The 26170-nt window shown below is 68.1% G+C and carries 20 protein-coding genes and 3 pseudogenes; 6 read left to right on the top strand and 17 right to left on the bottom strand.

Annotation, left to right across the window (positions count from 1 at the left end; translation table 11 throughout):
* The 4 genes and pseudogenes from QMF80_RS35475 to QMF80_RS35460 form a co-directional block, all read left to right on the top strand.
* Positions 1 to 375 (top strand): integrase core domain-containing protein (locus QMF80_RS35475; protein WP_283461110.1); only part of this gene is annotated, 375 nt, incomplete at its 5' end.
* A gap of 29 nt (positions 376 to 404) precedes the next feature.
* Positions 405 to 746, top strand: a pseudogene (locus tag QMF80_RS35470) (hypothetical protein); the annotation flags it as partial.
* 114 nt (positions 747 to 860) lie between these two features.
* A complete protein-coding gene (locus tag QMF80_RS35465; RefSeq protein WP_283461108.1) occupies positions 861 to 1283 on the top strand; it encodes a hypothetical protein in 423 nt (140 codons plus the stop codon).
* A gap of 211 nt (positions 1284 to 1494) precedes the next feature.
* Entirely contained in the window at positions 1495 to 2148 is a 654-nt protein-coding gene (locus QMF80_RS35460; RefSeq protein ID WP_283461106.1) for a class I SAM-dependent methyltransferase, read from the top strand.
* Positions 2149 to 2274: 126 nt separating this feature from the next.
* Here the strand turns inward: QMF80_RS35460 and QMF80_RS35455 are convergent.
* The 5 genes and pseudogenes from QMF80_RS35455 to QMF80_RS35435 form a co-directional block, all read right to left on the bottom strand.
* Positions 2275 to 2553, bottom strand: a pseudogene (locus QMF80_RS35455) (ATP-binding protein); the annotation flags it as partial.
* A 125-nt stretch (positions 2554 to 2678) separates the two neighbouring features.
* Positions 2679 to 3122, bottom strand: coding sequence for a hypothetical protein (locus tag QMF80_RS35450; RefSeq protein ID WP_283461104.1), 444 nt, complete (start codon positions 3120 to 3122; stop codon positions 2679 to 2681).
* A gap of 174 nt (positions 3123 to 3296) precedes the next feature.
* Entirely contained in the window at positions 3297 to 4286 is a 990-nt protein-coding gene (locus QMF80_RS35445) for a tyrosine-type recombinase/integrase (RefSeq protein ID WP_283461102.1), read from the bottom strand.
* Positions 4283 to 5212, bottom strand: a complete 930-nt coding sequence (locus QMF80_RS35440) for a tyrosine-type recombinase/integrase (protein ID WP_283461100.1) — start codon at positions 5210 to 5212, stop codon at positions 4283 to 4285. Before QMF80_RS35440 ends, QMF80_RS35445 begins: the two co-directional genes overlap by 4 nt.
* Positions 5209 to 6108, bottom strand: coding sequence for a site-specific integrase (locus QMF80_RS35435; protein WP_283461098.1), 900 nt, complete (start codon positions 6106 to 6108; stop codon positions 5209 to 5211). The genes QMF80_RS35440 and QMF80_RS35435 overlap by 4 nt, the downstream gene beginning before the upstream one ends.
* Before the next feature lie 473 nt (positions 6109 to 6581).
* On the opposite strand from QMF80_RS35435, the pseudogene QMF80_RS35430 reads away from it, so the two are divergent.
* Positions 6582 to 6848 (top strand): annotated as a pseudogene (locus tag QMF80_RS35430) (ATP-binding protein); the annotation flags it as partial.
* Between the two features lie 2411 nt (positions 6849 to 9259).
* Here the strand turns inward: QMF80_RS35430 and QMF80_RS35425 are convergent.
* From QMF80_RS35425 to QMF80_RS35405, 5 genes are read right to left on the bottom strand one after another with little or no spacing between them, the layout of a single operon-like run.
* Positions 9260 to 9976 carry a type I-E CRISPR-associated protein Cas6/Cse3/CasE gene (locus tag QMF80_RS35425; RefSeq protein WP_283461096.1) on the bottom strand — a complete coding sequence of 239 codons (717 nt, stop codon included), beginning with the start codon at positions 9974 to 9976 and terminating at the stop codon, positions 9260 to 9262.
* The gene (cas5e, locus tag QMF80_RS35420) at positions 9973 to 10725 is read right to left on the bottom strand and encodes a type I-E CRISPR-associated protein Cas5/CasD (protein ID WP_283461094.1); all 753 of its coding nucleotides are present in this window, start codon (positions 10723 to 10725) and stop codon (positions 9973 to 9975) included. The genes QMF80_RS35425 and cas5e overlap by 4 nt, the downstream gene beginning before the upstream one ends.
* 1 nt (position 10726) lies before the next feature.
* Positions 10727 to 11992, bottom strand: a complete 1266-nt coding sequence (locus QMF80_RS35415) for a type I-E CRISPR-associated protein Cas7/Cse4/CasC (protein WP_283461092.1) — start codon at positions 11990 to 11992, stop codon at positions 10727 to 10729.
* Positions 11992 to 13911, bottom strand: coding sequence for a type I-E CRISPR-associated protein Cse1/CasA (locus tag QMF80_RS35410; protein WP_283461090.1), 1920 nt, complete (start codon positions 13909 to 13911; stop codon positions 11992 to 11994). Before QMF80_RS35410 ends, QMF80_RS35415 begins: the two co-directional genes overlap by 1 nt.
* Positions 13908 to 15701: a DEAD/DEAH box helicase family protein gene (locus QMF80_RS35405; protein WP_283461088.1), complete on the bottom strand. Its 1794-nt coding sequence runs from the start codon at positions 15699 to 15701 to the stop codon at positions 13908 to 13910. Before QMF80_RS35405 ends, QMF80_RS35410 begins: the two co-directional genes overlap by 4 nt.
* Before the next feature lie 472 nt (positions 15702 to 16173).
* Between QMF80_RS35405 and QMF80_RS35400 the strand changes: the two genes are divergently transcribed.
* A complete protein-coding gene (locus QMF80_RS35400) occupies positions 16174 to 16800 on the top strand; it encodes a hypothetical protein (RefSeq protein ID WP_283461085.1) in 627 nt (208 codons plus the stop codon).
* A gap of 117 nt (positions 16801 to 16917) precedes the next feature.
* On the opposite strand, the gene QMF80_RS35395 is transcribed toward QMF80_RS35400, so the two are convergent.
* From QMF80_RS35395 to QMF80_RS35365, 7 genes are all read right to left on the bottom strand, one after another.
* Entirely contained in the window at positions 16918 to 17124 is a 207-nt protein-coding gene (locus tag QMF80_RS35395; RefSeq protein ID WP_349372275.1) for a hypothetical protein, read from the bottom strand.
* Between the two features lie 150 nt (positions 17125 to 17274).
* Positions 17275 to 19590 carry an FxSxx-COOH system tetratricopeptide repeat protein gene (gene fxsT / locus QMF80_RS35390; protein ID WP_283461084.1) on the bottom strand — a complete coding sequence of 772 codons (2316 nt, stop codon included), beginning with the start codon at positions 19588 to 19590 and terminating at the stop codon, positions 17275 to 17277.
* 119 nt (positions 19591 to 19709) lie between these two features.
* Complete coding sequence (locus QMF80_RS35385; RefSeq protein WP_283461082.1) at positions 19710 to 20081, bottom strand: hypothetical protein; 372 nt, start codon at positions 20079 to 20081, stop codon at positions 19710 to 19712.
* Positions 20082 to 21524: 1443 nt separating this feature from the next.
* On the bottom strand, positions 21525 to 22343 hold the full coding sequence (locus tag QMF80_RS35380; RefSeq protein WP_283461080.1) for a hypothetical protein: 819 nt from the start codon (positions 22341 to 22343) through the stop codon (positions 21525 to 21527).
* A complete protein-coding gene (locus tag QMF80_RS35375) occupies positions 22340 to 23044 on the bottom strand; it encodes an HNH endonuclease family protein (protein ID WP_283461112.1) in 705 nt (234 codons plus the stop codon). Before QMF80_RS35375 ends, QMF80_RS35380 begins: the two co-directional genes overlap by 4 nt.
* A 91-nt stretch (positions 23045 to 23135) precedes the next feature.
* On the bottom strand, positions 23136 to 23369 hold the full coding sequence (locus QMF80_RS35370) for a hypothetical protein (RefSeq protein ID WP_283461079.1): 234 nt from the start codon (positions 23367 to 23369) through the stop codon (positions 23136 to 23138).
* Between the two features lie 108 nt (positions 23370 to 23477).
* A complete protein-coding gene (locus QMF80_RS35365) occupies positions 23478 to 25754 on the bottom strand; it encodes a hypothetical protein (protein WP_283461077.1) in 2277 nt (758 codons plus the stop codon).
* Positions 25755 to 26170 lie beyond the last annotated feature (416 nt).

Here is a 26170-nt window from a genome sequence, read left to right as displayed (position 1 = left end):
GCGATCTGGCGCCGCCGGCACACCGGCGCAGACCTCAGCGGCCTCACACATCACTCGGACCGCGGAGTCCAGTATCGAGCTCTGCGTTACACCGAGCGCCTCGAACAGGAGGCCGCCGTTGCTTCGGTCGGTTCCAGGGGCGATTCGTACGACAATGCCCTCGCCGAGGCGTTCAATAGTCTGTTCAAGGCCGAGCTGATCCGCAACAAGGGCCCGTGGACCGGCATAAACGACGTCGAAATCGCCGTCGCCGAGTACGTCGACTGGTTCAACCAGCGACGCCTGCACGGTGAACTCGGCCACGTCACCCCCGCCGAACACGAAGCCGCCCACTACGCGGCCGAACCCCCTGCATCACTCCAGAAAACCAGCTAACTCACTCTCCACGAAACCCGGGGCTTGACAATTGGCGGTGCTCCGAGATCCGCAACGGCGTGATCCGGGCAGATCTGACACTCCGTCCTGCCGCCGAGGCGCCTCGCACGACGCCAATCTCCGGCGCCGGTGTTCTGCGACCCATGTGGGACATCGGACACCTCTCACCCACCGGCGGAAGTGCGGTCAGCATCGCCTCGCTCTGGGTTGAAAGCATGCCCATTCTGGAGCCCGGCGAGCGAGCCACGGTTCGTCTCGTGCCCCTAACCCCCTCCCACTGGACGCACCTCCAGCCCGGCCAGCAGATCACCATGCACGAGGACCGAACCGTGGCCGGCACCGCAGTCATCTTGGAGGTTCACCGCCCTGCCACCGCCCTGCCACCGCCATGCCCGCGCGATGACGTGACTGGCTCACAGCCTCCCTGCTGGTGCACGTATCTCCGTACTTGGTGGAGCACACACAGGAGTACGCCGACAGCCGGTGTGAAGTCGCTGGAGAAGGCCGTCGGCAGCAAGCTTCCCGCCCCCGGCCAGCTGCCCGCCGATGCCACCGCGCTCAAGGAGATCCTCGGCGGTGGCTGGGTGAAGATGCCCGCCGACAGCCTCACCAAGAACCCCTCGGGCAACGGGAGCGCTCCCTCCAGCGATCCCGCCGCAGACGCCCGGAAGAAGAAGGCCATCAAGGGCCTGCAGGAACTGGTCACCCGCGCGGTCCAGCTCAAGGACACCGGCACCAAGAACGGCGCCGACCACATCACCGCCACGGCCTCCTTCCGGACCATGCTCACCGGCCTGGCCGACGAACTCCGCCCGCTGGCGGGCGATCTCCCGACGGGCGCCAAACTGCCGACCGGCGAGGACTGGCTTCATAGGTGTTCGTTGACTCCGTCTGTAGGCGGGTTCTGACTCCACGCGGCGGCCGGAGGGCCTCGTTTGGTAGGTGAGAAGTGACTCCACTTTGGGCGGCACCGCCCGAACGCGGAGGCCCCGTTCGTGGGTTCTGCGGAGCCGTCTTGAGGACCAACGGGAGAGTGGAAATCGATCATGGATAGCTGAGGGTCCGGTTGCGGGTGGGATGGGAGAGGGTGTTGTCAGTGGCGCCTGAAAGGATCAGGGGATGACGAACATCGCTGCCATTGCCGGGTACTGGGACGCCGCTGCTGAGCGCTTCGACGAGGAGCCGGACCACGGACTGCGGGACCTGAAGACCCGCGACGCGTGGGCAAACCTCCTGAATTCCTGGCTGCCGTCCCGGCCGGCGGATGTGCTGGACGTGGGCTGCGGGACCGGGTCGCTGTCCCTGCTAGCGGCTGGGGCCGGACACTGCGTCACGGGCGTGGACCTCTCCCCGCGGATGGTCGAGCGCGCCCGGGCGAAGCTGACGGCCGCCGGACTGGCGGGGCGTTTCCTCGTTGGCGACGCGGCCGCCCCGCCCACCGGCGATCAGCGGTTCGACGTCCTGATCTCCCGCCACCTGATGTGGACCCTGCCCGATCCGCACACCGCACTCGCCGACTGGATCAGCCATGTCCGCCCCGGCGGCACCCTGATTCTGATCGAGGGCCGGTGGGGCGAGGCCACACAGAGCGCAACGCCGTACGTCGCGGGTGCCGGAACACTGCCCTGGGCGGGCGGTATCGGCGCCGCCGATCTCGCCGTCGCGGTGCGCCCCCTCGTCACCGACCTGCGCGTCGAACCCCTCGACGGCCAGGCGGCCCTGTGGGGCCGTACGGTGACCGACGAGCGCTACGCCGTGATCGCCACGGTCTGACCGTCAGCGGCCGTCAAAGCGGCTGACGACCCGGCGACTATGATCGATCTCATCGATACCGGCGACTCCGTTGGCCCCCAAAGCCAAGGCTGGGGCCGTAGAGCGTGGTTGGTCTGTGGTCGGGAGTCAGCTGGCGGTCTTCTGTGCTGCGGCCTGTTGCTCGGCGCGGGCCCGGGTGACGGCCAGTCGGTAGGAGTCGGTGCCGGTCTCTATGATGTTGCCGCCGAACGTCAGCCGGTCCACGATGGCCGCGCAGAGCCTCGGGTCGGTGAACGTCTTGGTCCATCCAGAGAAGGATTCGTTCGAGGCGATGGCGACGCTGTTCTTCTCCTCGCGTTCGGTCAGGACCTGGAAGAGGAGTTCGGCGCCGCGGCGGTCGAGTTCCATGTAGCCGAGCTCGTCGATCTATGCCGATATCCACATAGGTCGACCTATGCCGAGCCCGCGACTATGCCGAGCGGCCGGCGTACGCGCGGATCGCGGGCTGCGCGGCGGCTGTTGTGCTCGGCATAGTCGACGGCGGGGAGGCGCTATCCGGCCCAGGGGTTAGGGCCCTGCTTGAGGATGACGAGCCCGCGTGCCTGGTTGGCGGGCCAGAGGTCGATCCGGTAGAGGAAGTGATCGCCGGGGCCGCCGTTGGTGTCGACGGCCGGTGGGTCAGTGGGGACGTAGGAGACCCGGGCCCGCAACAGCCCAGAGGGAACGGTCATGCTCGGCCCGTCCTCCGGGAGGACTCCGGGGCTGGACATGGCGAGTTGGCCGGTCGGGGCTTCCAGGTCCGCTTCCACGATGTGCTCAGCCGTCGGCTCCGTCATCGGCGCGGAGGCATGAACGGTGATCAGCGACTCGACCATGTCGTCCCGTGCGGTGCCGACGGAGATCGAGTGCGGTTCCAGCCCGATGCGATAAACGTGGACTGCTTCCTCGGTCCAGCCGGCTGGCGGCAGGTCCGGGTCCGTCGCGTGCTCAGCCATCCAGGCGTCATAGGGCTCAAGGTCTTGGATATAGAACTGCCCATGATCGGCATCGATCAGGAACTTCAACGAAGCATCAGTCACCGCCGAAGGCTATCGGAGCCAGCAGCGCCGATTGAGCTGGGCCATCGTCCCGAAGACTGCAAGACCGCGACCGCTCGCGCCGTTCACGCCTCACAGGCGGTCGAGGAACGCGAGGATCTTGTCGGTGGGTTGGTAGCGGCCCGGGCGGACGGTCGTCGGCGCGGTGCGGGCGAGGGCCTGTTCCTTGATGGTCATGTCGGCGTGGACGTAGGCGTCGGTGGAGCGGACGCCGGCGTGGCCGAGCCAGAGCGCGATCACCGTGGTGTCGACGCCGGCCTGCAGTAGGGACATTGCGCAGCTGTGGCGTAGGACGTGTGGGTGGACGCGTTTGTCGAGGAGTGTCGGGCAGGCTTCCGCGGCTGCTTGGACGTGGATGTTCAGGCGCTGGGCGACGGCGTCGCGGGTGAGGCGGCGTCCGGTGCGTGTGCAGAACAGCGGATCACCGCTCTTGCCGGCACGTTCGTCGAGCCAGGACCGCAGCATTTCCTGGACGCCGCGGTCGAGCGGGACGGCGCGGTGCTTGCGGCCTTTGCCCTCGCAGCGGACGGCGGCGCCCGCGCCGAGGGTGATGTCGTCACGGTTCAGACCCGTGAGCTCGGAGACGCGCAGACCGGTCTGGACGGCCAGGGCCAGCATGGCCTTGTCTCGTCGCCCTTCCCAGCGCCGTGGGTCCGGTGCTGCCAGTAGCGCGTCGACCTCGGCACCGGTCAGGAAGGTCACGTTCCTCTTGTCGAATCGCTTGGGCGGGATGTCCAGGACACGCTGGATGAGGAGGGCGTGCTCGGGGTGCTGAAGCGCCGCGTAGGAGAACAGGGAGCGGATCGCGGTCAGCCGGACGTTGCGGGTGCGAGCACTGTTGCCGCGTTCGTCCTCCAGGTGGTTGAGGAAGGCGGAGATGACGTCCGAGTCCAAGTCGGCCCAGTCCAGCTTCTCCGGGGTGATGCCGGCGTGCTGCTGGACGAAGCCGAGGAGGAGACGGAGCGCGTCGCGGTAGGCGGCGATGGTGCGCGGACTGGCCTGACGTTGGCGGACCAGGCGGTCGGTGAAGAACGACTGCAGGGTAGGGGCGATCGAGGTCATGATCGTGCCGCCTTTCCGATGCCCTCGCGGCGGGCCGCCGCCAGAGCCAGCAGTTCCGGTGCCGCAGACAGGTACCAGTAGGTGGAGGAAGGTTCCCGGTGCCCGAGATAGGTGGACAGCGACGGGATCTTCGCCTGGACATCGCCGCCGGTGCGATACCAGGTGAGCAGGGCACGGACGGCGAAGGTGTGCCGAAGATCGTGCAGACGGGGCGGGTTGGGTGCGTCGGCGCCAACGCCAGCGGTGGTCACCAGGCGACGGAACGTGGGTGCGACGACCGCATAGATCAGACGGCGCCGGGTGCGCGAGACGAAGAATGAGGGATCCTCGGGACGCGGCGCGACCTGATCGCGGAGGGCGCTGTACTCGCGGAGCGCGTCGATGCTGCTGGGGGTCAAGGGGACGAGTCGGGACTTGCCGAATTTGGTCTCCCGGATCCGCAGCACGCCCTCGGCCCAGTCGATGTCGTCGTGGTCGAGGTTGATCGCCTCCCCGACCCGCATCCCGGAGGCGGCGAGCAGGCCGACCAGGGTGCGGTAGGTGGCCGCGCGCAACGGCAGGCCGAGCTCGCCAGCCGCCGTCATTATCGCGGTGATGTCGGCGTCGGAGTAGATGAACGGCTGCCGCCAGCGCTGCCGGTGCGGCAGCAGGCCGAGCGGAGGGATCTCTGTTGCCGGATCGGCGCCGCTGAGATAGCGGGCGAATCCGCGGACCGCGGTGATTCGGCGCGGGCTCAGGGTCGTCACCACATCCCCCTCGCGCTCGCTCACCCAGGCGAGTGCGGCGGCGATGGTCACCGTGGTCTGCCCGCGCGCTTCGAGGAAGGCGACGAAGTCAGGCAGCAGCCAGGCCGCTTCGGCCATCTTGTGCCCCAGCGACCGGCGCAGCCGCAGGTAGTCGTCCAGGGCACGCCGCAGTTCGGTCATGCCGCCTCCGTCCCCGGCCAGGGCCGGGCGACCGCGCGGAGCGCGGTGAAGTCGACCTTCGCGTAGAGCGCGGTCGTGGCCAGGTCCTGGTGGCGAAGGACCTGGCTGATCGCCATCAGCCCGGAGCCCTGCCGGAGCATCTCCCCGGCCAGGGCGTGCCGCAGTCGGTGCGGGCCGACTCTCGGCAACCCGGCCCGCAGGCAGGCCCGTTCCACCACATCGCCCACCAGGTCCGGTCGGATCGGTCCGCGCGGTGCCCGGCCCGTGACGAAGAAGCGGCGCGTGCTGACCTGGGGACGCGTCCCGGACAGGTAGGCGACCAGGGCCTCGCCGACGTCGACCGGCAGCGGGAGCCGGTCCTCACGACGTCCCTTGCCTCGGAGGACGATCTCCCCCGACCGCCAGTCGACGTCCCCCAACCGAAGTCGCGCCACCTCGATCGAGCGCAGGCCCAAGCGGGCCAGCAGCATCAAGATGGCGTAGTCGCGGACGCCAACTTCGTCCGTACGAGGGCAGCAGTCCAGGAGTCGCTGGATATCGGTCGCGGCCATGGTCGGCGGGACCGCCGCCAGGCGCCAGCCGCCGACCGGTGGCACGGCCGCCCCGAGCTTCACCGGGATCAGACCTCGCAGATGCAAGAACCGCATCAGTGACCGCAGCTCGGCCACCCGCCCCTTCGCCGAACCGGCCGAGACCCGTGCGCACTCCCGCAGCAGAAAGGCGTTCAGGTCCGCGCCGTTCACCCCGCTCGGATCGAACACCCCACCGGCCATGGCCTGCTCCGTCAAGAAGCGGCGGGCGGTGTTCGTGTAACGCAGCATGGTGGCCGCCGCCAGCCCCCGCTCACCGGCCATCCAGTCACCGAACTCCTCCAACACGGCGTCCAGTGGCGACACTTCGACTCTGGCCGGCGGGACGAGTTCGGCCTCACGCAGATACGAAAGCAGCGGCCTCATCCCACGCGGCCCGGGAAGACGACGGCGGCCGGCCTCCCGCTGATCGGACAGGAACCGCCCCAGAAGTTCTTCGCTGAGATCGGAGACCTCAAGTCCTTGCCCCGACAGCCACGTCCCGACCTGTCCCAGGTCCTTGAGCATGTTCCGGGCCGTCAGCTCCGTGTACCCCCGATCCGCCAGCCAGGACCTGTAGCCCTCGACATACGGCGTGAGAACACCGGCCTTCCTACGAGTTCCCGCCATCCCCGCCCCCTTCCCGCAGAGCCCCCTGCCCCGCGATCAAGGTGCTGCCCAGCTCGGCGACTATGCAGAGACCAACACGCCCGTGTTCACGCGAAAGAGAACCTCGACGCCCAGGTCCTCGGCATAGTCGCGGGCTCGGCATAGGTCGATCTATGCCGATATCCACATAGGTCGACGAGCTCGGCTACATGGAACTCGACCGGCGCGGCGCCGAGCTCCTCTTTCAGGTTCTGACCGAGCGGGAGGAAAAGAACAGCGTGGCGATCGCCTCGAACGAGTCCTTCTCAGGCTGGACAAAGACGTTCACCGATCCGCGTCTTTGCGCGGCCATCGTCGACCGCCTCACCTTCGGCGGGAACATCATCGAGACCGGCACCGACTCCTACCGCCTCGCCTCCACCCGTGCCCGCGCCGAACAGCAAGCCGCCGCTGGCTGAGCGTCTGACCGTCGGAGCTTCCCTCAGCCTTGATCTTGGACACTGAAACGGTCTACCGTCGGCAGACCTACCGTCTTCCTAACTGGAAGTGTTCATGCCTCGCCGGTCACCGGGCGAGATCAGGGCTCAGCTCCCACGCCGGGCCAACCGAGTCAGGCATCGTCGGAGCCCCGTCATTCGAGGGCTGTCCGCATCCGCGAACAGGCAGATCGCACACTTCGAGCGCATCCATGGGCTCCCAGCCGGCGAGGTCGCACACGCGTTTCGTCGATGGAGTGCCACTGCCCGAAGGCCACGAAGGGATGTCACTCCCTTCTACGGATACGACGACACCGACCTGCGGAGCGGCTACTACCACGTCCGCACCCTGCTGGAGCTCACGCTCCGGCTTCTCCGCACGAAGGCACGAAGCGAACTGCGTGCAGTCATCGCGCCCGTGGATGACCAGATCCTCCGGCGCACGGTCAACAATCCGTTCGAGGCCCCCGACCTTCCCTGGTGGAAGCGCCGAATCGAGCTCTGACCCACTTGACCGTCGGCCCTGCCGTTGCCGCGTGCTGCTACTTCTCATCGACATTCCGAGGTCTCTTGAAAGCGAACCGATGCCACGACTCACCGACATTCGCTCTCCGCTCTCACCTACGCAGCCAGCCGTCGATTGACGCCCCGTGGTGGCCCGGACCATCCCCCTGGTCCAGGGGAGAGACGAAGACCTAACCCTCGTTGAGGATCACCCGCGCAGGTCATCCCCTGGTACAGGGACGGCACTCCATCAGCAGGGCAGGCCAACCAGCATCGCGTGGGACCCTACATCCCCTGGTGCAGGGGCGGCACGCGTGAGAGTCCCAATACCAATACTGGAGTCGCCGTCCATCCCCTGGTGCAGGGGCGGCACATGCTGCGGATGATCACGCACGGCGTGCCCTACCGCTCATCCCCTGGTGCAGGGGCGGCACACGATGGGGTCGGCCGCGGCATTCTCTCCCCACCGCTCATCCCCTGGTGCAGGGGCGGCACAGCCGTACGGCGACGAAACCGTGGCCATGGTGAGCTCATCCCCTGGCGCAGGGGCGACACACGTAGTCGTACAGCTGGCCGTACGCTTGCAGCCGTTCACCCCCTGTTGCAGAGGCAGCACCTCACTAATGACGTCGCGCCCGCCGGCCCGATCCGTACGTCCCGTGCCGCAGGGAAGGAACCTCATCCGTGAAGTCCGTGATGCCAGCTGCGTCGCGTCATTCCCAGTGCTGTCGTCTGTCAGTGGTCCATCCCCGGCTCGGGACCACCGGCGCTCGTCCTCGCTCTCAGCCCGGCCAGTCGGTTCATCCCTCGGCTCGAAGGTGGCACAAGCCCTGTCCGTCGCGGTGATGAACTCCATCCGGCCATCCCCTGGTGCAGGGGCTCCACCGAGTGGAGTGGGTATAGACGCAGACGACGGGCGGTTCATCCCCTGGCGCAGGGGTGGTACGCCCACGTGCGCATCTCCACCGAACGCTTCCTCCGTTCATCCCCTGGCGCAGGGACGGCACACCGACGGCAAGGACTTCAAGAGCGTCGAGCGCCGTTCATGCCCTGGCACAGAGGTGGCACAGAAACGGTCGGACATTAGCGTCGCGGGCCTTGAGTTCATCCCCTGGTGCAGGGGCGGCTCGTACGAAGCCTGATGCGGATACCGCGCGTGGCCGTTCATCCCCTGGCGCAGGGGCGGCCCCTGGTGGTCAGCTGGAACGTGTCCGTGGCGAACCGTTCATGCCCTGCTTCAGGGGCGGCACTGCAGGATCGTGACGAGGCGGGGGTCCTCCTGCCGTTCATGCCCTGGTGCAGGGACGGCACTCGGCGAGCTGTGCGCACTGCGCCTGGAGGACCGCTCCTCCCCTGGCGCAGGGGCGGCACGCCAGCGTGTTCGACGGGGCGTGGCTGGCGGTCCGTTCGTCCCCTGACGCAGTGGTAGTGCCTATGTTGCCGCGCCCTGGTGCGTAGCCGACGGTTCATCCTCTGATGCAGAGGTGGTGCCCCGACGAGGTACTTCTGACCGAGCGGGGGCAGCGGTACATCCCCTGATACAGGGGCGGCGCGATGCCTGGTACCTGATCACCGACGACCCCGCCCGTTCATCCCCTGGCGCAGGGGTGGCACCTGGAGAACCACCACCAGACGTGCGTGATCGACCGCTCATCCCCTGACGCAAGGTTGGCACGACCCCTCGGTAAGTCCCCAGTCGGCCGGGTGCCGCTCATCCCCTGGCACAGGGGTGGCACCGCCGGGTCGAGAAGGCGGAGATCATCCGGACCCGCTCATCCCCTGGCGCAGGGGTGGCACATTCAGGTGGCATTCAACCCGTGCGACATCGCCCGCTCATCCCCTCGCGCAGGGGTGGCACCTCCGTGAGCTGGGGGCTTCTTCTGGCTTGGTCATTCCTTTGCCGTCTTTCTGGCGAGGACGAGGCCGGCTCCCCAGGCGCGGTGGTGGCCGAGGCCTGTGGCGAGGAGGTGGGTGAAGGCGTGGGGGTTGTGGATGGTGAGGTTGGCGTGGAATTGGCGGAGGGTGAGCTTATGGCCGCGCTGGTGTGTGAGTTCGGGGGCGTCGATGGTGATGTCGTGGGGGGCGAGCTGGCATCCGGCTTGGGTGAGGCGTTCGTGGAGCCAGGTGCCGCATTGTGTGGGGTGTGTCAGGGGGACGCGGCTTCGTTTTCTGGCGTCGTTGTTTTTGGTGACGAGTGGGCTGGCGATGGTGCGGATCTGGGCGGTGTCGCCGCTGGTCCAGGTCTGGTGGACTTCCTGCGTGGTGGCGTGCGTGATGGCGCGGGAGTTCTGATGGCGGGTCCAGTCGGGTGGGGAGGGGGTCTGAACGAGGAGGGTGTGGGGCTGGCCGGCTTGGAGGTGTTGCGGGTCGCGGTGTCGGGTGGTGGCGGGGGTGCGGGCTGCGGCGTAGAGGATGCGGCCGTTGCGGTCGCCGGTGGTTTCGACGGTGCCGAGGCCGGTTTCGACGAGTTGGTGCATGCGGTAGGCGTCGGTGCACGCGGTCGCGGTGCGGGGCGCGAGGGTGAGGGCGCTGCGCCAGACCATGAGGACGGCCTGGTGGGTGTCGGGTAGGCCGAAGGCGAGCAGGTCGTGGGTCTGGATGGTCATCGGTCGGTTCCCTGAGGTGCGGGTGGTGGGGTCGTGGTGCGGGTGTGCATGAGGAGGTTGCGGTGGTCGCGGCGCTGGTAGGTGGTGGGGGGTTGTTCGGGAAGGCTTGGGGCCGTGGGGGTTTCGGTCTCTTGCCAGGCGCTGGGACGATTGGTGGTGGCGTCGGGCAGCAGGGGGATGTGGTCGGGCCAGTCGGTTTCGTGATGGGTGGTGCCGTGGGCGATGGGGCCGGCGGGTGGGCAGCAGCGTCGGCCGAGGTAGAGAAGGCGCGCGGGTCGGGCGAGCGCGTCTTGGATGGCCTCGATGAGGGGGGCGGGCCCGGTCAGGCCGACGAGGAAGGACCCGCCGATGATGTAGGTCTTGTTGCCCATGACGGTTTTGCGGGTGGCCTTGTCCCAGGAGGCTCCGGTGACGGGGTCGACTTCGCGTGGGGCGGCGTAGCGGAACTTGCTCGGGTCGGCGGCGAGGCGTTGGTCGCGGGTGGCGGTGAGGATGTCGAGGGGGAATTCGCCGCCCCCGGCGGTCTGGTCATCGCGTTCGAGGTGTCCGGGCCGGTCGGCCCGGACGGCGAAGCGCAGAGCGGCGAGGTGGGCGAGGTCGTCGTTGAGGTCGTGACCGAGGGCGTTGGCGACGAGTCCGATGACGCCGGACTTCGTTGGCCGGCCCAGGGTGTCGTTGTGGGATTCGTAGCGGGTGTGCACGCCCCAGGACTGCATGGGGGCGGACAGGCGCAGCAGGCCGGTCGGCATGTCAGTCGTCCTCGCAGAGGATGACTGAGGGCAGGGCGGGGCAGTCTTCGCCGGCGGGGGGAAGCCAGCGGCAGATGCCGCCCGCGAGCGGGGTGTGCCGTTGCGCGCGGCGTAGATAGGTGGTGAGGCGTTCGGCGGCCGAGACTGCGGCGGGTGCCTCGATGGCGGACTCGAAGCAGGCCGCCGCGGTGAAGGGGTAGTCGGTGGCTGCGGCGATGGTGAGGGTGGGCGAGGCTGCGGATCCTGTGCGTGAGCGGGCGGAGGACGGGGTCGCGTAGGCGAGCGCGGTGACGAACAGCTGCTCGCCCAGGCGTGCGAGGTGTTCGGCCTCGGCGGGGGTGGCGCTTTTGGAGAGGGTTGCGCGCAGGGCCCTGCGGTCGAGGGCGGCGTACTGGTAGAGGGTTCCGGAGGCGAGGTAGGTGGTGCCCTTGCCGGCGGCTCCGAAGACGCCGAGGTCCTGCCAGTCGTCCTTGGCGGTCCAGTCGTCGCTGGTCATGGCCAGCGGGTCGACACTGAAGGCGTGGGCGACCTGGGCGGCGGAGTAGATGGTGCCGTCGGGGACCTCGGCGAGCATCCGGCCGAAGATGGCGAGTTCGGCGATGGTTCCGGGGGCGAAGGCGGCCGCTGCCCGCTCGACGATGCTCTGGGGGAGCTTGGGGGCCTCGATTCCGGCGGATTCCGGGCCCTTGCGGCCCCTCGGTTCCTCCGTGTCCGCCTCAGCGTCCGTGTTCTTGCCGACCGTTGACTTCTTGGCTCGCTTGGCGACCGCCTCGTCAATGGCCTCGCCCATCTTCGCCCGCGCTTCGGCGGTTTCGTCCCAGACCTCGGTGGCCAGGGCGGCGAGTCGCTCGGGGGCCTGAGCGGGCACGTAGGCGATCGCCCGGGTGCGTTCGGTGTTGGCCTTGTCGATCTGCATGCCGGCGGATGCCACGATCAGCGCTGCCTGCACGTGTGCCTCTTCGGCGGGGTGACCGAGAGCCTGCAGCTGACGAGCGGTCTGCTGGGGCAGGAGCCGCGAGCGGGCGGTGTCCTGGACGGTTTCACCGGTGTACCCGCGGAAGAGGGTTCGGACCGCGCGGTCCTTCGACTGGGCGGAGACCCGCATCCGGGGTGCGTCACCAAATTGGATGATCTTGGGGAGGTTGGTGAAGTCCCTATTCAGGGAGACGCCCGTGTAGGTGGTGAGGATGTGCACGACGACGAAGTTGCCGTCATGGTCGGTGGTGTCGATGAGGCGTGGGTCGGCGGTGATGTCGGTGAGTGCCATCAGCTGTGCGCTCCGATCTGAGCGAGCTCGGTGAGGGGCTGGCTGGTGTAGAACATGGCGGCCCAGCGGTCGCGAGTGGCCGCGTTCCACGTCGACAGGTCGTCTGCGAGCGCCGACCAGGACGGGGTCATCTCGTGTGCGGCGGCGTAGCGGACGAGGTTGGTGAGGGTCGGCAGGAGCAGGGCGGGGCGGGAGGTGGCCAGGAGGTGCTTCATCTGGGTCTCGGTGGGTCCGTGCTGGGGGCCGAAGCTCTTGCCGCTCCCGAAGGCCCGCATCAGCCGGGGCAGCGGCGTGCGGCCGAAGGATGAGAAGTACATCTGTGCGTGGGTGGCGTAGAGCGCGGCGGTCCACACCGCGGCGGGCCTGTAGTCGGCGGGCAGGTCCCGGGTCACCACCTCGCTGGCCTGGTTGGGGGTGTTCGGCGCTCCGGCCCACAGCCGCATCTGGCCCAGCAGGCCACGGCTGTGCACGCCGGCGCGGATCCCGTGCAGCCTCTTCTCCAGCATTTGGCCCGGCGTGAGCTCGCTGGGCGCGGGCGTGTCTGCGGTGATGAACAGGGACGTCACGTCGGGCTCCTTCTCTCGGACACAGGCGGTCAAGAAGCGGTACAGGAACTGGCGGTCTGCCGCTTTCCCGCCAGGGGAGGGCGCACGGAACCGGTGCGCGCGGGCAGCGAGCCGGGCGCGCTCGCGCTCGTCGGCGGCACGGAAGTTCGGGTCGGTCAGCAGGAAAGACCCGGCCAGGTCGCCTAGGTGCACGTCCCGCTGGCGCATCGCGAAGCGCAGCGAGTTGAGCAGCTCGGCGGCCCCGGCCGCCCGTTCGTCGGTGAGGAGGTCGGCCGGGACACGGGTATCGCGCAGGTGGAGGACCTTCTTCTGATCCGTCGCGATGCCAACGACCCTCATCAGGGGGGCGGAGCAGCCGGTCTGCCGAATCACGTCACGGATCTGAGCGGGCAGCGACCCCTCGGCCGCCTGCCACCATCGATCGACGATCGGCACCAAGTCCTCGGGCGTGGCCAGAGCGCTGCACGGCAGGGCTTTGCCTCCACCTGTGAACACGATTTCGGCGCCGCCGGGGGTATCAGGTGCAACCGGGGCGCGGTGCCAGCCCTGCGCGTAGTGCGCGCGTTCGATGCGACCTTCGCCGTCGCCGATGAGTAGCACCCGCCGGGACATCCACGTCAGCGCGTCGAGTTCCCCGGCCGGCTCCAGGCGCTCCTTGGGGCCCCCTCGAACCCGGTAGGTCCAGTTCGGGACGCAGGGGTCGCTGACCGGGACCGCCCGCCAGTTCAGGGCGTCGGCCAGGGTGCCGTCGGGCAGCCAGAGAAGACGTCCGCACGCGGCCGTGCCCGAGGCGTAGTTCGAGCCCGTGCCGTAGGTCGCGTCCGAGCAGCGCAGACGGCCGCCGATGGCCCACATCTGCTGAGTCAGGAGCAGGACCGCGGCGCGGGCGGGCTCCAGCGCCGGCAGGTCGGCGTACAGATGACGGTGATCCCCCAGCAGGGGCCGACCCAGCGCACCCGCGGCGGTGTGATCGAGGTAGCGCACAGGCAGCGCGTGCACCCGAGAGAGGGCACGCAGAGCGTGATCTTGGAAGAGAGGTCGCTGCGGATGAAGGATGTCGACATCATCGGCATGCTCGGCGAGCCACCGGGAAGCCCGATCCCAGTTGACGCGAACCGAGCCGACGCACCGCAGCCTGTACTCCTCCTCCGACGCGGCGCCAAGCCCGCAGGCACTGAGGACGGCTGCCAGGAACCGGACGACGGCCGCGTACTCCAGAGGGTCGCTCACGTCCAGGACGAACCGCTCAGCACCTTCCAACGCCTGGCACCCGCTCACCAGGGACCGCTCCCCACCCAGTTCCCGGACCGGCACCCAACGCTCGCGGGCGAGGCTGAACGTATCGATGCTCATGTTGTGTCCTGGAGAGTGATGTGGTCCGCGAGGCAGGCAAACGCCGCGGAGTCCCGGTCGTTCGTACTGAGGCTGAGCGTGTTCGACAGCGACCGGAACGTCGCCGCGGTCCACTGCGCCTCGCCCGTCCCTGCGGCGTACGCGTAGATCACCGGAGCCGAGCGGCCGTCACGCTGCGTCCGTCCCTCGGCCTGCAGCGCCCGCTTGCCACCGGTGAGGACATCGGCGATTACCGACACCCGAGGCGTCGAGGTGGCGCGGCCACCCTTCCCGTCGGTGTTCGCCTCGCCTGCGTGGAGATTGATGCCCTCCAACGCGTTGAGGACCACCACCAACGCCTCACCGCGCTGAAACGCCACACGCTTGCGCTCGCGCAACTCAACGTCTCGCCCGGTGATCGCCACCACCCGCTCGTCGAGTCCCGCCGCGCGCAGCTCCCGGGCGATGCGCACGGCGACCTCGTCGATCGACTCCACGAACCACATCGGCACCACCACCTGGCAGCCACGACGCACCTGATCCACCACGATCCGCGCCACGTAGGGCGCCTTCACCAACGACGCCTTCTGCACCTTGCGCAACGCCTCGACCCGGTAGGAGCCCGGGCTGCTGTCGGCGAACACCGACAGGCCCTCGGAGCGACGGAACTCCTCCCACGCCCGCTCGTAGCGGACCCGGTCCGCCTCAGACAGCACGATGGGTTGGACGTCGCGCTCCTGCTCGGGCAGGTTCAGATCCGAGGCGGTGGCCGCTGACCCCACCCCCGACTCGTAGAGCAGGGCCCTGAGACGGGTCACGTCCGGGCGGTTGAACCGGTGATACCAGCGCCCCCGGCGGTCGTTGTTCAGCCGCAGCCCCAGTTCCTTGAGCCACAGGCGGTAGTCGACCTCGCCAGCGGGAGGCCGGACACCAGCGGCATGGGCAACCAGGTTGCCCAGATAGGCGCTCTCCTCCGGTTCAGTGAACGGGGTGGCTGACGCCCAGATCGCGAACGCCTGCCCACCATCGCTGCGGGCCATCAGGCGCTGAACCGTCCGGGCCCGGCGCGACTCGGAGTTCGCGAGCATGTGGCACTCGTCGATGACGACCGTGTCCCAATCGACCCGCGAGACACCTTCTTGCGCGACCAGTTTGGCCGCCTCGTCGCCAGGCAACCGGTGCAGGCCAGCCTCAGGGTGATCCAGAAGCCGCCACAACCGCTCGGGGTTGATCACCACCCAGCGGTGCCCGCTGGTGGCAAACCGGTCAATGGTCGCCCGCCAGGCCGGGACGACAGACAGGCGCGTAACCACCAAAATCTTCTGCGGAGCGCGCCCCGCCGCCGCACAGACCGCCCTGACGGCCATCGGCGTCTTCCCCGAACCCGTCGGCAGAGCCCACAGATATCCGGGCGCACCTTCGCGGCGCGCTGCCACCAGACGTGCCACCTGCTCCTGCTGGTAGTCCCGCAAGGGCAAAGCCGTGCCTCCCTGGGGACGAGGCAGGAGAACCTCATGGTTGATCTCGCCCTGCACGAAGCGTTCCCACGAGTGGAGGGGGGCTTCGAAGGGAGCGAGCCCGCGTGGCAGGCCTCGTCCCTCTTGGGCCGGGTACACATCGACCAGCCAGTGCCGGTTGCGCACCACCCCGGCGAAGGATCCGCAGAAACCAGACAGGACGAACTGGCGTCCCGTACTGCGAATAACTTCAGGTGAAGGCGCGGCAGCGCCGACGGCGGCGCGCAGATAACTCTCTCCCGTGATGCGCACCTGTTCGCGGGCAGCGCTCTTCCGGGCGTGATCGGTGGTCATTGCAACGTCCTTGATCCGGGCCCTTCACGGTCCCGTGATCCGCGGGTGGCCCGACTGAGAGGCACGTTGCGGAAATGCACATACATGTCGTGTTGATGCGATGCACCTTCGGGTCCATGCTCGTACGTTGCGGTCACGGGGCGGAACGTACGGACCCTGCGGCTTCACGAAGCCGAGGGAAGTACCGTACCGGGTTGTCGCGATAAGTGAAACTCCAGCTACTTAAAGCGATTAACTGTCCGCATGCCCCCGCGGTAACGGGGAGCAGGGAGCCGAAGCACCGCCGACCAGATCAGGGTCGACCCGCAGACCCGTGCGCTAGTGAAGGCATGGGCAGTCGGGAAGCCCCTCTCCGTGGAACGGAGAACGGTCGAACGCCCGGCCGCGCTGAAGAGGCCCTCGGATTCAGCGGATTTCCCACGGCCGCCCCTCGGGTGCGAGATCGTCTTTCCCAGGGGCGGGGATCCCGTCCGTGGCGGTGTGGGAGGTGCTGGTGGACAGGGACGAGGTCTGGACGTCGGAGGAGTACGGCAAGTCGCACGAGGGCCGGGTGGGGACGCTTCTGGAAGACGGAAGCAGTCCCAAGGCGGTGTACTTCGACTCGAACTCCGGGGCATCTGGTTGGGAGGTCAAGCACTGGTCCGTCTACGACGGCGGTAGCTACCCACGGCGCCCCGAGGCGCACGCACTTCAGGGGGAGTGCTCGTGCGGGTGGCGGGGCGAGATCCGGATCGTGGACCGGACGACGGTCGGCGATCTGCCCTTCCGCGAGTACGGCTGGGAGACGGCGGGGGAATGTCAGGACGACTGGGACCGACACATCACCGCCATCGCCGACACGACCGTTCCCCTGCCAGCCGCACTGGAGACCCTTCTACGGGATGTCGCCGAGGCGATCGAACGACTCGGCGAGGACGCACCGACCGCCGCCCTGAAGGCTGCCCGCTCTTTGGAACTCATCGCCGCCCGGACCGCGCACGAACCCGCCCACGAAGCCCGTGGGCAGGACCCGGAGACGGTGGCCGCCGCCCTGGGGCTGAACGTCGACGACTCCCGTGCCCTCCTGGCCCGCTATGGCGGCTGGAGCCACTACGGCTGACCACCCGCGCCTGCGGACGTGGTGGTCAGCCGAAGGTGAGCGTGCGCTCCGGGCGGACGTTCTCGGCTATGCCGAAGGCTGGCAGGCCCGCGTGCCTCAGCCGAGGTCGAAGGAGGGTTACAGGGCGGGCTCGTAGACGACGGTCGTGTTCGGGCAGTCCTCCGCGAGATCGAGGAGCGCCTGCACCTCCGCGTCGTCCGCGGCCAGGTCCCAGCGCAGCTTCGTACCCACCCAGGTGGCTGCGTAGGTGCAGTGGTAGGAGCCGTCAGAGGGCAGCCACTCGGCCGGGTCTTTGTCGCTCCTGGGCGCGTAGGCCGGGCCCACCCCAACGAGTGCCGCCGTACCTGACCCACGGGTGCGCTTGATGTCCGAGGATGACCCGTGCCGCGCTGCCGCGATGCGGCAGATCCAAACGAGAGGCCCTCGCGTGGACCCTGCCGGTCAGGAGCGCCCTGCCGGTACTGGGCACTGCTCCTACTCCGGCGCATCGGCAGGGCCGAGGAAGCCACGAGTGGTGGCAAGGACGGCGAGGGAGCGGATGGTGTGGGGGTGGCCCTCGCCGAGGAGACGGACTCGTGAGGCGAGAGCTTGCTTGGCCAGGGGGAAGGCGTCGCGGTGGCGGCCGAGTTGGTTGTAGGTGACGGCCAGGTTGGCCCGGGCCCGGTGGGTGTCGGGGTGGTCGTCGCCGAGAAGGTGGATGCGCGCTGCGAGGACCTGTTCTTCCAGGAGCAGCGCGTGATGATGGTGGCCGAGGCGGCTGTGGGCGCCAGCCAGATTGGCGCGTGCCAGGTGCGTGTCGGGGTGGTCCTCGCCGTAGAAGTGGGCGTACCCGGCCAGGACTCGTTCGCACAGCGCTAGCGCGTCGTCGTCGCGGCCGAGGCTCCCGTAGGTGGCCGCCAGATTGCTGCGGGCCAGGTGGGTATCGGGGTGGTCGGAACCAAGGACCCTGATGCGTGCGGCGAGAACGTGCTCGCACAGGGGGAGGGCATCGGTGTGCCGGCCGAGTTGGTTGTAGGTGACGGCGAGGTTAGCGCGGGCCCAATCCGTGTCGACGTGGTCGTCGCCGAGAATGCGGATATACGCGGCCAGGACCTGTTTCTCCAGCTGGAGGGCTTCGTCGTAGCGGCCGAGGTGGCTGCACGTGGCAGCGAGGAAGGCGCGGGCCGTGTGAGCTTTGGGGTGATCTTCATCGTGCAGGCGGATGGTGTTGGCGAGGAGCTGTTCGTACAGCACCTGTGCCTGGTCGTAACGGCCGAGCAGGTTGTACGTGGAAGCGAGGTAGGTGCGCGCCCTGAACGTATCGGCGTGCTCCGCTCCGTACTTTTCCTCGGTGACAGCGAGCAGTTCCTCAAAGTGGGTGAGGGCGGACTGGAGCAGCCCGTTGGAGAGCATGCTTTCGCCGGCTTGGAAGAGCACCTTGTGGGTCTCCTCTTCCCAGAGGGCGCGGCCATTGTGGCGGGTGAGCGTGATGGTGTTGGCGCACAGAATCTCGGAGATTTCACGGCCAGGTCCAGGTCCAGGGCCGTCGGGCCAGATGGCGTGAAGCGCATCACCGGCGGTCCGCACCAGGCGGGACCGTAGGACGTGGGGAGTTGTGTCCTGGACTGCGCGGGCGGTCAGCGCATGCATCCGGACCTCCTGCCCGGTGTTCTGCGGGTCGTAGGTGATGAGCGCGTACCGGTGCAGTACCTGGAGGCTCTCTTGTACCTCATCTCTGGATACGGGAACGGAGAGACCATGCTCGTCGACGTCGAACCAGGCGAGGTAGCTCAGTACCGGATAGCTGTCCCACAGGGCGGCCGGGTGGCCGCCCGGGTCGAGGAACGCGGCGAGTTGCAGCACCGGAAGGGCGAGCCCGCGCGGTGAGGCGGCCTCGGCCGCGGCACGGGAGAGCAGCAGAGCAGCGGTCACCTGGCGGCCGTAGTTCTCGGCATCTGCCCAGCTGGGCAGCATCTCCTCCAGGCTTCGCTCCCGGTCCCGGAGCAGCTTGAGGTAGTCCGAGCATGCCATCTGCCGGTTGATCAGGTAGGCCACCGCGTGCCCAAGCGCAAGCGGCAGGCAGCCCAGCTCCAGGGCCAGCTGCTCCTGGGACCCGTCGAGGAGATACGCGAGAGCATCCCTGGTGAGCCGGTGCTCAAGGTAGGCCACAGCCTCGGCCGATGCGTAGACGTCAATGTCGACTCTCCTGCGACCCTGCCCTGTCAGCCGACTGTCCTTCAGGCGGGTGGTGGCCAGAACCCACCCCGTCCCGGAGTGCACCGCAGGCCACCACGGCGCCAGCGCCGCCGGGTCGGTGACATCGTCCAGGACCACCAGCCACTCGCGAGAGGTCGCGGCCAGCCACCCGAGGAACGCCCGCGCATCGGCCTCAACATCCCGGCCCAAGGCTCCGGGGGCCTGAACGAGCCTGGCTGTATGGGCGTACAGAGCGATGACCTGCTGGACATCCGCCGCGCTCACCCACATGACCAGATCGACGCCGCTGCCCACGCGGGCCGCTCCATGGGCGTAGGAGGCGGCGAGCTGGGACTTGCCCACGCCCCCGCCCCCGGACAGGACCTGCGCGAGCACCACGTCGTCTCCCGCACGCCGCCCCTCATCGATGGCCGCGCGCAGCGCAAGGCGGGGCTGGAAGGCGGAGGCGCACGCCGGCGGCGTCCCCACCCGCACAGGCCACGACACCCTCACCGTCAAAGGCGCAATGTTGATATTGGTGACGGTGGCTCCCGTCCCTATCGCGCTGTTGGTGATGTCGCGCCCGGCAGCCGTCGCGTAGGGGCCAGCGCTCACCGACCCGAGCGTGGACACCCGCTCAGACGGCAGCTGCTCACTGACGGAACCAGCGTCCGGGATCGCAATGCCCTCATCCGCGGGACCCCCCCTGCGCTTCTTCCGCGACCGCCACCGTGTCATTGAACCTGGCTGCCGTCACCGAGAGCGCTGTCCCTGATGTCGCCCCCTGCCGCGATCCCGCCGGGCTCGGCCACCACGCTCCCGCTGACCGGCGGACCGACGGTCCCTCCACCCGCTGGTGCGGACGACACCGCAGGCGACGCGCCCGCGCGTGCGTTCACGCCCAGAGCGCTGCCGATGATGCTCCCGCCAGCGGCCACGCTGTCCTGTCCGGCCCGCACCTCCTGCCCAACCGGAGAAGTGTTCTCCCGGAGCAGCGCGAGGACCGCCACCACCAGCCCCGCACCCGCGAGAACAGCACCCACGATGCTGGCGACCTTGTCACCAGTATCAAGATCGGCCACGACCAGGACCACCAGCAGGCCCACCGCGACTAGAGCGGCGACCACCCCTATACCCCGTACCATCCACCGCGCCCCCAATGAAAGCCCAGCCATCGCATCCCCCAGATCTCCCTGCCGCCGCGAGTCCGACGGCCCCTTCGCTGCCCCCTGTCCGCAGGCTAGAGGCTCGCCGCCTACCCGTCCCCAACTCGGCTAGATCCGCGGTCGCGTTCTGCACCAGCCCAGCGACGCGCACGCCCATAGGATGGAAGACGACCCGGGTAAGCCAGCCTCCGGACCGGCTCTTCTCGCTGTGCTGCACAGCCCGACGGCTATCGTGACTGTGCCGAAGCACGATAGGAATCACAAAGGCAGGCTTGTTGTCGCCAAGATCGACTTTGGGACTGATGAGCTCACGTGCTGACGAATCGGCTGACACCGACTTGCAGCGGTGACGATGATGCTGGCATGCGCGGACCAACTCCGGATACTGATGCCTGGGCCTCTGCCCCGACCCACTGCTGGCACTGGCCGAGCAAGAGTTGGCGTTCTACCAGCGCAGCGCCAGCACCAGGTGGATGGCCAGCAGGGTCTACCCGGCGCCCGGCTCGCCGGTGATCACCAGACGGGCCGGCCGGAGCGCCAGGTAGTTCGAGTTCGTCCAGTTCCGCGCGCCGCGCGGTGATCCGTTCTAGCAGCTCGGGGTCCAGCAGGTAGAAGGCCACCCGGTCGCGGGGAGCGGGAACCGACAGTTCGGTGCCGCTGGACCGGCTGCTGGCAGTCCTGATTCCGTACCGCTTGATGGAGGGATTGGTGCGCGCTGCGGCCCACCGGGGCAGCCACGCCCGCGGTGGAGGCCCCGGTATCCCGTGGGATACCGGGGCCCGGTTTCGGTCCGGTCGTACTGCACCAGAGCGCGCTGGGCACCGGTCCTGCCCCGCGCACCCATTTCGGCGCGGTCTGCCACGACTGTAATGCGGGCCCGGGCCCGGGCGCAGGATTCTGATCCATTCCAGTGGCCCGTCGCGAGGTGTCGCCCTGTCCGCCATCCACGGAGGGCTTCACTGAGCAGCGCCGCGCGAGTGCGCCCGCCCGGCCCCGGGGAAACACGGACGCCAAGCTCCCCGGTGGGCGCCGGCGGGAGCGATGGCGGCAGGTCGGAGTCTTCGATCAGCTGCACCGGATCCTGCTCGCCGACCTGAACGCGGCAGGGCGCCTCGACTGGTCCAGGGCCTGCGTGGATGGTTCCCACATCCGCGCGAAAAAAGGGGGGAGCCGACACCGGTCTGTCGCCGGTCGACCAGCGGGAGACAGACCCGCCCGGATGGCCGCCGAACTGGCTGACGTGGCTGCGTGCTGACACCGTTGGCTGAGCATCGTGGTGGCCCGCCCAGGTCGACGTGCGAAGGAGGACCCGGGCGGGCTCCGCGTTCAACCCTGCCAGCGCGGAAAGCGCTGGCAGAGCGGCCACGCGGGTAGCAGCGCTGGCTATGACACGGCTGGTTGGGTAGCCGTCGCTTCGTCGCTGTTGTGCTCGTGCGCCATTGCCCTCATCAGGCCGGCCCAGCCTCCGGCCGTTTGCGCTCGGTTGCCGCGGGCCAGGTCGATGGAACCATGGGTGAAAACGAACCCAATCCCGCCGAAGACGTTCTCCGGCCGGTTCCCGGCGGTCCCGTGGTGGTAGGTGAGAACGGCGGCCGCGAGCCATTCACGGTCACCATGCAAGGTCTCAATCTCGTGGAGCATGAAGTTGAGGGCCCAGTGGGGGAGCCGCAAGTCGTCGTCGAGCAGGGAGCCGTGCAGGACATCGAGAGCGCCATGCCGCTGGTCGAGGCGTTCGACCTGTTCCCGCACGAGGCGGTCGACTGCGGCCGCACCGCCGTTGGCGGCCGCCGTACGCAGGTCATTCTCGCGCAGGCGGCCGTCACACAGGCCAGCAACCTGATCGGTGTACGCGGCCACCTCCACCCGACGCTCGGGCGGCACCCCGTCGTAGGGGTGATTGGACCAGCCTGCCAGGAAGAGGTCCAGATGCCAGGCCTGCGCTCCGCTCCATGGCCGTAGCCTCAGCTCCGCACTCCCGTCACCGAGTTGGTGAAGGTCACTACCTACCTCGGCGTACTGGGTTCCGGAGAAGATCTCCTCGAAGTCCTCGGCGAGACCCTCCAGATCGTGTGCCCAGCTCTTCATCATCCCCTGCGACGCCGAAATGACAGGCAGCCCCCGAACACGGAGCCCGAGGGCAGTGATGTCAACGACGGTGGGCCACGACTCTGTCTGCTGCCCAAACCCAGTCATGGCGCTCACACCGCGCTCTCGTAGACGACGGTGGTGTTCGGGCAGTCCTCGGCCAGTCCGAGGAGGGCCTGGACTTCGGCCTCGTCCGCGGCCAGGTCCCAGCGGAGCTTGGTGCCGACCCACGTCGCCGCGTACGTGCAGTGGTAGGAGCCATCCGACGGCAACCACTCCGCCGGGTCCTTGTCGGCCTTGCTCCTGTTCGAGGCGGCGGAGACCGCGATCAGGGTGTCCGGGCTGTTCTGGTCGTTCGCGTACGCCTCCCGACGCGCTGCCGACCACGGCTCCCGTTCGGAATCGAAAACTTCTGCTAGCGGCACGAAGTGGTCGACGTCCAGACGGCCCGCGTCGGTGACAACGATGTTGTCGTAGGCGCTGCGCCAGGATCCACCCGTCAGCTTGCAGCCTGCCGCGACCTGCGGAGCCTCCACGGCCTCGGACAGGATGACTTCTCGCCTGGTGTCGCATCCGTCGGAGGCATTCAGGCCCTTGTTCCAGTGCTTGTACAGGTCCCGCTTGTAGCCCTCACGGTGCTCGGCGGCGACGGTAAGCCGGTCGATCGCCTCGAACAATGGCAGCGGAGCACGCACCCCGGACGGGCCGGCTGCGGCCGTACCCGCCCGTTCCGGTGTCCCGGAGGGGGCGGAGTGTGCGGCCGGAGCGGCGAAAAGGGGAAGAGCGCACAGGGTGAGCGCGGGCAGACCACGCAGCATCAGGTTCTTGATCACAGAGGCGGGTTTAGCGGGCCCGATACCCGACCCGACAGGCCCTCACAGGGAAACTCACCCGTGCGGGCGGCCGGATTCACCGCAGAAACGAACCTGTGGGCATCGTCTCGTCGGGGTCGAGGTAACCGCCCTCATTTGCACCCCTGTCGATGTCCGCGTAGACGAGAACCTGGACTTCGTCTTCGCCGGGCGTGCGCCGGAGTCGGCAGGGGCCGCTGGACAGGAACAGGTCTGAGATGCGGCGGGAGGCTTCCAGTGCAGCCTTCTCAGGGCCTCGGATCTCGATCGTGATCATGCTCTCGTCGCTCATGAACGAGGAACCCCCGCGCAGGGTGCCTGGTTCCGCGCATGGGACAGGTCCACCCCATCGAGTGCCGCCGGAGCGGCCTGCATCCGGCTGCTCTGGCAGGGAGTGCCTTCACGTCCTCGGCTCCGGACCCGGAGCCGAGGACGCCTTGGAGTCTCCACGGCGGGGCTTCGGGGTGCTGGCCGCCGCCGCTGCCGCCTTCCGCTGCTTCCGGGCATCACGCTGTTCCGCGAGACCGGGACGGAGCTGAGGTTCGTGGAGGACAAGTAGTTCGATCCCGTCGCGCTCACACAGCTTGCGCGCCTCCCTCTGGAGATCCTCGTCGATGATGTCGGTGGCGGCCATGAGGTGGATGTCCGCCCCGAGCCGCCGACTGAGCGCGACGTCGCGGACGATCTGCCCGCCCTTGGAGAACTCTGCTGCCTTGACCTTCACCTCACCCGCAAGAACCTTGCCCTCATGGATACCGAACACGTCGACCTCGTTCCTCGCACCGTCGACGACCACATCGACGCCGGGCAGGAGGTAGGTGGAGGGGTCGCGATCTTTGAGGGCAGCCGCCACCAGCAGGTGTGGCAGCACGCCGTTGTCGATGGCCCGGTCGATGAATCCGTTGAGGCGGTAGACGACCTCAACGGCCTTCCCGTTCTCCCGCTGATACAACGCTGGCGCGGAGCACGCAGGGCACACCGCGGTCCCGCTCGTGGCGTGCAGAGGGATGAAGCTGTTCAGGCTGCACTGATCGCAGTCCAGACCCAGACCACGCTCCGCCCAGCCCTGCGCGCAAGCGGCCTCTAGCGCTGGGGTCACCTCGGAAGCGGTCCATCCGTTGAGCACGTTCGTCGCCGATTGAAACTTTCGTTCCTGGCGCCCCCCGAACTCCCGGGCAAGCTCCTTTGCGTCCTCCAGCGCAAGCCAATCGGGGTATCTGCCCTCATTGAGACGACGCAGTTCTTTGAGGAAGTGCTCGGTGCGCTCGGTCTTCAAGGCGGTCAAGGCCTCGACCACGAAAACGCCCAGTAGGGCGCTGATGTCGGACTGCTCCGTGACGGTCATCCCGATCGTTCCCGGGATAGATGGCGCACTGCTGGAGGTGGCCTGCTTGAGCAGCTCTGCAACGACTTCCTCTGGCCGAGGGATGGACAGGGTGAGCTGTGGAAAGTCCAGCCAAGGAATCCGTACCGGGATCTGGAGTTGGTTGCCGTGCCAGGATGCGGATAGGGGAGCGATCGACATAGCCCTTTGGGTGATCATCCACGCCACGATGTCCTTGCGCGGCAGCTTGGCGAAGGGCTCGCCGTCCAGCCGCAGGAGCGCTGCACTCGGCCTGCTTGGCAGCGCGGGCAGGGCGACGTCGAACCGACTGGGTCCGACGAATTGATGAAAGTTGTTCGGCTCCGCTTTGCCCCAGCGGCGGCGGAACAGCTCGGGCTCGAAGTCACAGTCAATCCGATAGGTGAGCCGCTCACCGCCATCAGGATGATGCTCGATCCATCGAACCCCGGAACCGTCATCGGCTACAAGCTCCGCGCGGGCGGCCGCCTGGTGTAGCTCATCGTCTGAGAGGCTCCGGCTGAACAGAATCACGTCTGGCATGGGCCTTGGTCCCGAGCGGGTCTGGGCCGAGCGGATGTCGTTGGCGAAACCGAGCCAGTACTCGATGGCCTCCTGCGGAAACAGCACGACGGGCATGTCGATCCGCGCATGTGAACGCATGGCGCGGGCATTCCAGAACCACAGTGAGTCCGCCAGGGAGTCGGGCTCGGCGATCACGACGACGACCGGCAGTTCGTGGTTGTGCCGGTCGTACATAGCCCAACTTTCCTCGAAGCCGGCCATGCCTTTCTGGAGAACGGTGGCCGACGAACTCTGGGCTCCGCCGAGGAGCGTGAGCTGCTGAGGAAGCACGGGAGCGTAGCCGATGAACTCGTTTGGTACGTCGTAGATGCCGGCCACGGCCACCGCCCACAGTGGGCCCTTGGGATCTGCGCGGAAGCATGTGTCGGATGCGGGGCCGAGCAGGTTCGTCATCGACTCCGGACGGGTGGTGAACTCCCAGATGCCCCAGGGGCTGCGCGAGTACATGGCGCCTATGGCTACTACGGGGAGCTTCCAGGAGTCGCCGAGCTCGGTAGCCCGGGAGGCATCCGCGTCGACGTTGACGACAGCCTGGACATCCGCGATCCGCACCAGCTTCGCGACGTCCTTGCTGTCGGCTTCAGAGGTCGCCTCGATGATGGGCTCGGTCATCCCGCCCCACCGGTGGCTTGCTGCCCGTACGGCGGCGCGGAACCCGTCCGAGCTTCCCTCTGCGATCAGGTAAGCGACCCGCGCAGGCAGTACCGCGACGTCGATGAGGCGATGTCCGACGTACTCCTGTTGTCCCATCCGGCCACCCAACCAGAGGACGCTTTGGGACAGGGCTGCTTTGCGCCGTTGGCTCGTTCAACCAGTGGGTGGTCGTCGCTTCTTTGTGTCGGGGTGGTGTGGGTGGTGGGGTGGTGTTTGTGGGGGGTGTGGGTGTGTGGTGGCGTGGGGTGGCCCGGCGGTGACGGTGGTGGTGGTGCGGGTGCGGGGTCGCTGGTGGTGGCGGGGTCCGGTGGCGGCGCGCGTGGTTCCCGGCTTCCGGCGCACGGTCCTGCAACCCTTTTTCACGCATTAGAAATTGGCAGCCAGTTACTGACCTTGAAGTCGTCTTGTCGTAGGGGCTGACGGTTGGTGATCGTCGCGGTATGCCGGTTGTATGAGGTATCCGCAGGGTGGGGGTCTGACCGCGGAGAGGCAAGCGTTCCGTGAGCGGGTCC

Origin of the sequence: Streptomyces sp. G-G2, assembly GCF_030063135.1 — a bacterium.
Lineage (GTDB): Bacteria > Actinomycetota > Actinomycetes > Streptomycetales > Streptomycetaceae > Streptomyces.
Note: the sequence above shows the minus strand (reverse complement) of the source record. Positions and strands in the feature narration are given on the sequence as shown.